Raw genomic sequence first — 7,817 nt, forward strand, 5'->3', positions numbered from 1 at the left:
TCCATCTGCACCCTGCTCATCAACGGCCTGCGCCCGCGCTGACGCCGCGTGTGTAGGGACGGGCCGTGCGGTGGGTGGCCGTAGGACGAGTCAGTCCATGTCGTCCGCACCGCCGAGCTTTTCGACGATGGTCTCGTCCGGGCCGACGGCGCGTCCGTCGCTGGAGCGGATCTCCAGCGGGCTCAGCGGGTGCCCGTTCCGGCGGTCGAGGAGTCGCGAGTGCTCCTCCCCCGGGCCGAAGCAGTGCGTCTCGCCCCACTGGCGCAGCGCCACGACGACCGGGAAGAGCGCGCGGCCCTTTTCCGTGAGTACGTATTCCTGGTAGCGGCTGCCGTCGGAGGCGGGCACGGTTTCCATCACTCCGGTCTGCTCCAGCGTGCGCAGCCGGCTGCTGAGGATGTTCTTGGCGATGCCCAGGCTTCGCTGAAACTCGCCGAAGCGGCGACTGCCGTCGAACGCGTCGCGCACGATCAGCAGGGACCACCAGTCGCCGATGGCGTCGATCGACCGGGCAACGGGACACGGTTCGGCGTCGAATCGCGTGCGGGCGACCATCGCACTTCCTCCTCGCGATACATCTGGTTGCAACTCGCCTGGTTGCAACATGCTACCTCCTGACCTAAGGTCCGACTGGTAGCAACTTGCAACCATCGATGAAGGGGGGCGCCGTATGCCGAGCGACTGCTCGACGGCCGACGGCCGGACGGCCGTGAACACCGCACTCGCTCCGTCCGGGCCGCCATCCGCGCGCCTGATCCTGCTCTTCGCCATCGCCTGCGGCAGCGCGGTGGCCAACGTCTACTTCGCCCAGCCCCTGCTGGTCACGCTCGGCGAGCAGTTCGCGCTCGGCCCCGGCCTGCTCGGCGCCATCGTCGCGATCACCCAACTCGGTTACGCCGCGGGTCTGTTCCTGCTCGTCCCGCTCGGCGACCTCGTCGACAGGCGCAAACTGATCACACTCCAGCTCGGCCTGCTCGCCGCCGCGCTGCTGATCGCGGGTCTGGCACCCGGGACCGCCGCACTGCTCACCGCCCTCGCGGCGGTCGGTGCGCTCGCCGTCGTCGCCCAGACCATGGTCGCCACAGCGGCCCACCTCACCGCTCCCGCCTTTCGGGGGCGAGTCGTCGGAGCGGTCACCAGCGGGGTGATCACCGGCATTCTGCTGGCCCGCACCGTGGCAGGCGCCGTGGCCGACCTGGCCGGATGGCGCGCCGTCTACCTCCTCGCGGCCGTGGTGACCGCGACGCTCGCCATCCTCCTGCGCCTCGCCCTGCCGACCGACCGGCCGCCGACGGCCACCATGCCGTACCGCCGTCTCCTGGCATCGACCGTCGTCCTGTTCGCCCGCCACCCTCTGCTCCGGGTCCGCGGCATGCTGGCGCTGCTGGTCTTCGCGTCCTTCAGCACGCTGTGGAGCAGCGTCGTCCAGCCACTCAGCAGTCCCCCCTGGTCACTGACGCACACCGCGATCGGCGCGTTCGGGCTCGCCGGAGCGGCCGGAGCCGCGGCCGCGGGAGCCGCCGGCCGATGGAACGACCGCGGCCTCGCCCAGCGCACCACCGGTACCGCACTCGTCCTGCTCACCGTGTCCTGGCTCCCCCTGGCCTTCACCCGGCAGTCGCTCTGGGCCCTGGCCATCGGAGCGGTCCTCCTGGACTTCGCCGTCCAGGCCGTACACGTCACCAGCCAGTCCCTCATCTACGCCGCCCAACCGGACGCGGGAAGCAGAATCATCGGCGGCTACATGGTCTTCTACTCGGCCGGCAGCGCCCTCGGCGCCATCGGCTCCTCCACGGCGTACGCGGCGGCCGGATGGCCGGCGGTGTCCACCCTGGGAGCGACATTCAGCGGCGCGGCCCTGCTGCTGTGGGCGACGACCCGGCGCCGGGAGCCAGTGGCGTGACGTCCCGAACCCCCGCCGCCAAGCGCCACATGCGATGGCGAAAGCGCCCAACGGACTTGTCTCGGGCGATCATGTGACCGGGGCGTGCACGGCAACGCCGCCGTAGGGCCGCTCGCCGTGCGGGGGCGCCTTGTCGTTACTGCCGCACTTCTTGCCCTGTAGCGCTCCACACCCGTCTCGCACCCTGGGTACCGTCTGAGGTGTACGCCTGACGGATGGAGCACGGATGTATCGCCGCCCGCTTGAACCCCGCCGGCGCCACACCGCGAAGGGGGCGCAGTGATGTTGGAAGAGGCCGAGGAGATCGGCCGTCGCGCACGTCGAGCTCGGCTGCGTCTCGGGATGCCCCAGGCCGATCTCGCCGCCGCCCTGGGGAAGTCTCAGGGGTGGGTGTCGAAGATGGAACGCGGCCTCATCGAACTTGATCGGGTCGGCCTGCTCAATCTGCTCGCCGCCGAGTTGCATGTGCACCCGAACGACCTGATCGGCCGTCCGTACAACAGCTCGCCAGAAGAGAATCAATGGCAGGTCGCCGCGTCATCCGTCCTGCGCGAGCTGCGCAGGTACGACCTCGCCCCTATTTTCGACGGCACCCCGCGGCCTGCTGGTCAGCTCTGGCAGGAGACCACCCGACTGCACCGCCTACGCGACGCAGCGGCGAATGTGGCGATCATGCAGGTGCTTCCCGACCTGTTCCGTGAGGCTCGCGCCCTCGCCGAGGCGTCCACCGGCCATGAGCGCGAGGAAGCGTTCGCGATCTACGCCGTGTGCTGCAAGTTCGCGCACACCGCCGCACACGCCCTCGGCCACCCCGAATTGGTCGCCATGGCCTGTGAACGAGCCGCATGGTCGGCCCGGCTGTCCGGCGACTCCGTCATGCCAGCCATGGCCGACTGGATGCGGGTATGGGACATGTGGGCAACCGCGGATTGGGCGGACGCCGTCACCCTCTCGGACAAGGCGCTTCGAAGCGTGCAGCAGGGTTACGACCAGGGCGAACCGCTGGCCATTCGCGCATGGGGATCGCTGCAACTGCGCGCGGCAGTCTCGGCAGCACGGGGTGGACGCCGAGCAGAGGCCGAGGACCGCATCGCGCACGCCAGGGACGCCGCGGATCGGTTGGGCGCATACTCCGGTCCTCCGGTGTACGACCGGCATTCGCTCACGTTCTCGCCGGGCAACGTGCAGATTCACGCCATCAGCGTTGCGCTGGAGATGCGCGAGCAGCGAAGGGCTCTGGCCATAAACCGGAAGACCGGTTCGGAACTTGTCGCCGGGCTTCCCAACTCTCGCCAGGGGCACCACCACATGGACCTCGCCCGCGCGTGGCTTTGGGATGGCAACCGGGACAAGGCGTTGAAGGAACTGGAGCGGGCCGAACGCATCGCGCCTCAGCTCATCCGCAACCACCCCATTGCGCGGTCAACCCTGCGCAGCCTCGTCTACGCCGAACGAGCGACCACTCGCGAGAAGCTGCGCCGCATGTCAGACCGCTTTCACCTCGACGGATGAGGGCGATATTCCTGCGGTTCATATTCGGCTGCCAACCCGCTCCTAGCTTCGGAGCATGGCCGAACAGACCTCGAAGCAACTTCCCGCGCAGGGCGCGGAGTTAAGCGCAGGCACCCCGTTTCACCCCCGGCTCGGCGACCTCGTCTCAGACCTGCGGGAGAAAGGGCGGATCGGCGTCGTCGTCGCCGTGCCGAGCGCAAGCTCGGCGTCCTACCACCTGCGACCACCGGGAGGCGGTCGGGAATGGTCGGCTCCGTCCAGCGGTGCCACCTTGCGCCCCGTGCCCGTGCCCGTGCCGGTCACCCACGTCAGTCCCCTGAAACGTGATGCCATCTATGACCACCGGGGGCAGCAGGCCGCCCTGCCGGTCATGGTCCACCGCGAGGACGGCGGCATGTCCGAGTCCGTCCTGATTCTGACGCCCGGACAGGTCGAGCTGTACCGAATCCAGCTCGACCACATCATCGAACAGCGGCACCAGGCGCGCGAGGGTAACCGGTGAGCACGGCTGTGCTGACGGTCGCTCCGCCTGGCTGGGCGCACACTTCCGCACGGCTCCCTCTCGCCTTCCACTGTGCGGCGACCGCCAATGACCTGAGCGGCGCCCGCGAGGTCATACTCGCCACCTACCCAGCGCCCACTCCTCGACTGGCCGTCCGGTGGATGCAAGCCGAAGCGCTGCGCCTCGCCCGTCTGCTCGACCCCCACCCTGACGGGCCCTACCTCGGAGGGGCTCCCGTTGTCCCCACCGGGCCTGCGTGTCCCCGCCCGGACGCCCACCTGTACGCATGGGCTCGGGAGCCCGGCCGGTATGAGCAGGCACTGTTCACCCTCGCCACTGCGGAGCCCTACCGCGTCGGCGTCACCGATTACGACGCCCGGTACAACCTGCTCGCCGCGCCCCTGCTGATGCCTCCCAAGCCCCCACCTCCTCAGTCCCCCGCCCCCGCCGGGTGCCAACCCTCCCCGGCGATGGCGGGCCGACGCCACCGGAAACCGGCGAGACACGCCGCCCGTTGACCGCCGCCCCCGTGTCCTTACCGGCTCCACCCGGGACGCGATCCCGCCCGTACGCCCGCCTGCAACCCGAAGCACTTCGCGCCCGCCCCGCCGCCCTCCCTTGGAGTCCACTCGTGAACTGGACCACTTGCGCCGCCGCTCTGGCCGACGTCTCGACGCACCGGCACTCCCGGTGGGCGCCGGCCGTCGCGGCCACGCCACGGCACCTGTTCACCCCCCGATGGTGGAAGCGCCGTGCCGACGGCTGGGAGCTGCGGGACGGTCCCAGCGATCCGGACCGCTGGCTTGAAGCGGCGTACCGTGACACCTCACTCGTCACCCGCGTCGGCCCCTTACACGCCGACTACGCCACGGCGGCCGACCGGCCGTGCGGTCGGCCGACGTCCTCGGCCACCCTGCCGAGCCTGGTCGTGGGCATGTTCCAGCATGCCCATATCGACGATGGCGACCGGCTGCTCGACGTGGGCACGGGAAGCGGGTACGGGGCCGCCCTCGCCGCTCGTCGGCTGAGCGACGGGCAGGTGACGAGTGTCGACGTCGACGCCTACCTGACCGAGGCCGCCCGTAAGCGGATGAGCGAGGTCGGGGTCGCTCCCACGCTCGACACGATCGACGCGACCGGGGACCTCCCGTACGAGCCCGCGAGCTTTGACCGGATCGTCGCCACCGTGTCCGTACGCACGATCCCCGAAAGCTGGCTCCGGGTGCTTCGCCCCGGCGGTCGGCTGGTGACCACGATCGCCGGTACCTCCCTCCTCGTCACGGCCGAGAAGGACGAGGACGGGGGCGCGAACGGGCGCATCGAGTGGGAGCGGGCAGGGTTCATGCACGCGCGCCATGGCGACGACTACCCGCCCGGTGCGGCCGTTCGCCTCGCCAAGGCCGCGGAGCTGGACGGCGATGAAGTGACTCGCGGTCCGTATCCCGTCGTCGACGTGGCGAACGCGTGGGACCTCGCTTCCATGCTGGACATCACCGTGCCCGGTATCGAGCACGAGTATCGGGAGGAGGGTGAGCGGCGCGTCGCGCTGATGGCGCACGCCGATGGGTCGTGGGCACGTGCGACAGCGGCCGGTGACGAGCGGCCCACCGTGCACCAGGGCGGCACCCGCCGGCTGTGGGACGCCCTCGACACGGTCCGCGACTACTGGCTCAGCAACGGCGAGCTGCCGGTACGAGGGGCCCGGGTGGACATCACACCCGACGGCCATACCTTCCTCGGCCGCGGAAAGTGGTCTGCCGAGCTGAGGTGAGGTGAGGTGAGCTTTGCGGCGGGCCGTGTCGGTTCCGAACGGGTCTGGACGGCGCGATGCCCGGACAGCTCCCCAGCTGTCCGGGCATTCGTGCCGTCCGCCGCACCCCCGTCCCCACGGGGTTAAATGGCCGGAAGTCCCCGGCCCGGGCCGCTCTCCCGGGCCTGGGGCGCTCAGCGCCCCAGCATTCCCGCCACGGACGACGCTTGTGTGACGACGGCTTCCCAGCCGCCGAAGGTGATGGTCAGGAGGACGGCCATCGGCAGCACCATCGCCGCCGCGACCAGAGGGTGGCGGGTGCCGGTCTGCGGGCCGCCGAAGGCATCGGCCACCGCGCTTACGGACCTGCGACGACGTGTGTGGATGACTGTGCGTCCAGCCGTGTCCGCCATCGTCCCTCCTCCGTCACATCTGGGGGCGGCGAGCGTCTGACCTCGGGGGACGAGTGCTGCGCCCGCCGCTTGACCACAACATTAGGCGCGCACCCCGGTTCTCGGCGTCATGCCTTCGTACCGATTGCCGGGCCTCCCGGAGGATGACCCCGGGAGGCGTCGACTACTCCCCTGGGTGGAGATGCGCCCTCACGCCTTGGGGTCTTCCCGGAGGGGTCCGGGGAATCGATCCTTCCGGAGCCCTTCCGGAGCCCATGGAGTGTGCCCCTCCGAGCGCGTGCGAGCTCTACTCACCGTCTCCCTCCTCGCCCCGCGGCACCGGCTGCTCCACCAGTGCCAGGACGCGGTTGGCCATGAAGCGGGCCGTCCGCACCACGGACCCATTACGGGTGACTTCGCTCACTTCCACCACCCCCCGCCGGACCGCTGTCTCGACCCTCCGGCCCGCCCTGCCGGCCACCACTTCATACGTCCGCGTCGTGTCCCCCGCGTCCACGACTATCTCCACACGATCACCCTTCACGGTCTCAATCCCCCTTCTGAGACGGCCTTTTGAGATCACGCAGCACGGAGCCGAGCGTGGATTGCCACGATTCCGGCCCACTTCTCCAGGATCCCAGGCACCACTGACAATCCATCGGCCGACGCATGCGCGGCCTCTCAGCGCGCGGGGCCGTCAATCCGTAAGCTGTGCACGTCAGACGGACAGCGACGGACAACAGCGGCGGACTGACGGCAGACCAGCGGCAAACGGCAAGCAGACGGCAGCGGATGGGGCTCCCCACCAGGGGTTAAGGGAGGGGCTCCCCACCGGAGGTAGGGGACGGACATGGCGATGATGCGGCTCCGGCGCGAGGACCCGCGTGTCGTCGGTTCCTTCCGGCTGCACCGGCGGCTCGGCGCGGGCGGCATGGGGGTGGTCTACCTCGGCTCCGACCGGCGCGGCCAGCGGGTGGCCCTGAAGGTGATCCGGCCGGATCTCGCCGAGGACCGGGAGTTCCGGTCGCGGTTCGCCCGGGAGGTCTCCGCCGCGCGGCGGATCCGCGGCGGCTGTACGGCCCGGCTGGTGGCCGCCGATCTGGAGGCCGACCGCCCCTGGTTCGCCACCCAGTACGTACCGGGCCCGTCCCTGCACGACAAGGTGAACGAGGAGGGCCCGCTGCCCGCCGCCCAGGTCGCGTCGATCGGGTCGGCGCTGGCGGAGGGGCTGTTGGCGGTGCATGAGGCGGGGGTCGTCCACCGTGACCTCAAGCCCTCGAACATCCTGCTCTCCCCCAAGGGCCCGCGCATCATCGACTTCGGCATCGCCTGGGCGACCGGGGCCAGCACCCTCACCCACGTCGGCACGGCGGTCGGCTCGCCCGGCTTCCTCGCGCCCGAGCAGGTGCGGGGCGCGGCGGTGACCCCGGCGACCGACGTCTTCGCGCTGGGCGCGACGCTCGCGTACGCCTCGACGGCGGACTCGCCGTTCGGGCACGGCAGTTCCGAGGTGATGCTGTACCGGGTGGTGCACGAGGAGCCGCAGTTGCTGGGCGTCCCCGACGCCCTGGCGCCGCTGCTCCACGCCTGTCTGGCGAAGGATCCGGAGGACCGGCCGAGCACTCTGCAACTGTCGCTGCGGCTGAAGGAGATCGCGGCGCGCGAGGCGCACGGGCACGGCACCGGGCACGGCACCGGGCACGGCACCGGGCATGGGCACGGCACCGGGCACGGCACCGGGCATGGGCACGGCACCGG

General features: G+C 70.6%; 8 protein-coding genes. 5 read left to right on the forward strand and 3 right to left on the reverse strand.

The genetic code is table 11. The features are described 5' to 3' along the window. Positions 1 to 90: 90 nt before the first annotated feature. Positions 91 to 555, reverse strand: coding sequence for a winged helix-turn-helix transcriptional regulator (locus KN815_RS41650; protein WP_216346976.1), 465 nt, complete (start codon positions 553 to 555; stop codon positions 91 to 93). 115 nt (positions 556 to 670) lie between these two features. Here KN815_RS41650 and KN815_RS41655 point away from each other — a divergent pair, with 115 nt between their 5' ends. The 4 genes from KN815_RS41655 to KN815_RS41670 all read left to right on the forward strand — a co-directional run bounded on the left by KN815_RS41655 (position 671) and on the right by KN815_RS41670 (position 5,688). After that, entirely contained in the window at positions 671 to 1,903 is a 1,233-nt protein-coding gene (locus KN815_RS41655; RefSeq protein ID WP_216346977.1) for an MFS transporter, read from the forward strand. A 282-nt stretch (positions 1,904 to 2,185) separates the two neighbouring features. Continuing rightward, positions 2,186 to 3,415, forward strand: coding sequence for a helix-turn-helix domain-containing protein (locus KN815_RS41660; protein WP_216346978.1), 1,230 nt, complete (start codon positions 2,186 to 2,188; stop codon positions 3,413 to 3,415). A 55-nt stretch (positions 3,416 to 3,470) separates the two neighbouring features. Beyond that, a complete protein-coding gene (locus KN815_RS41665; protein ID WP_216346979.1) occupies positions 3,471 to 3,917 on the forward strand; it encodes a hypothetical protein in 447 nt (148 codons plus the stop codon). 631 nt (positions 3,918 to 4,548) lie between these two features. After that, complete coding sequence (locus KN815_RS41670) at positions 4,549 to 5,688, forward strand: methyltransferase domain-containing protein (protein WP_216346980.1); 1,140 nt, start codon at positions 4,549 to 4,551, stop codon at positions 5,686 to 5,688. 173 nt (positions 5,689 to 5,861) lie between these two features. Here KN815_RS41670 and KN815_RS41675 read toward each other — a convergent pair whose 3' ends face one another. Together KN815_RS41675 and KN815_RS41680 are read right to left on the reverse strand one after the other, a co-directional pair. After that, on the reverse strand, positions 5,862 to 6,080 hold the full coding sequence (locus KN815_RS41675; RefSeq protein ID WP_216346981.1) for a hypothetical protein: 219 nt from the start codon (positions 6,078 to 6,080) through the stop codon (positions 5,862 to 5,864). A 286-nt stretch (positions 6,081 to 6,366) separates the two neighbouring features. Then, positions 6,367 to 6,603: a DUF8836 family protein gene (locus tag KN815_RS41680; RefSeq protein WP_216346982.1), complete on the reverse strand. Its 237-nt coding sequence runs from the start codon at positions 6,601 to 6,603 to the stop codon at positions 6,367 to 6,369. A 306-nt stretch (positions 6,604 to 6,909) separates the two neighbouring features. Here KN815_RS41680 and KN815_RS41685 point away from each other — a divergent pair. Beyond that, a partial coding sequence (locus KN815_RS41685) for a serine/threonine-protein kinase (RefSeq protein WP_253209581.1) occupies positions 6,910 to 7,817 on the forward strand: 908 nt, incomplete at its 3' end.

Origin of the sequence: Streptomyces niphimycinicus (assembly GCF_018883605.1) — a bacterium.
Taxonomy (GTDB): Bacteria; Actinomycetota; Actinomycetes; order Streptomycetales; family Streptomycetaceae; genus Streptomyces; species Streptomyces niphimycinicus.

What these genes read in the sequence shown, in the direction of transcription:
- KN815_RS41650 (WP_216346976.1), bottom strand. Translation starts at nt 555, where the DNA reads ATGGTCGCCCGCACGCGATTCGACGCCGAACCGTGTCCCGTTGCCCGG.
- KN815_RS41655 (WP_216346977.1), top strand. Translation starts at nt 671, where the DNA reads ATGCCGAGCGACTGCTCGACGGCCGACGGCCGGACGGCCGTGAACACC.
- KN815_RS41660 (WP_216346978.1), top strand. Translation starts at nt 2,186, where the DNA reads ATGTTGGAAGAGGCCGAGGAGATCGGCCGTCGCGCACGTCGAGCTCGG.
- KN815_RS41665 (WP_216346979.1), top strand. Translation starts at nt 3,471, where the DNA reads ATGGCCGAACAGACCTCGAAGCAACTTCCCGCGCAGGGCGCGGAGTTA.
- KN815_RS41675 (WP_216346981.1), bottom strand. Translation starts at nt 6,080, where the DNA reads ATGGCGGACACGGCTGGACGCACAGTCATCCACACACGTCGTCGCAGG.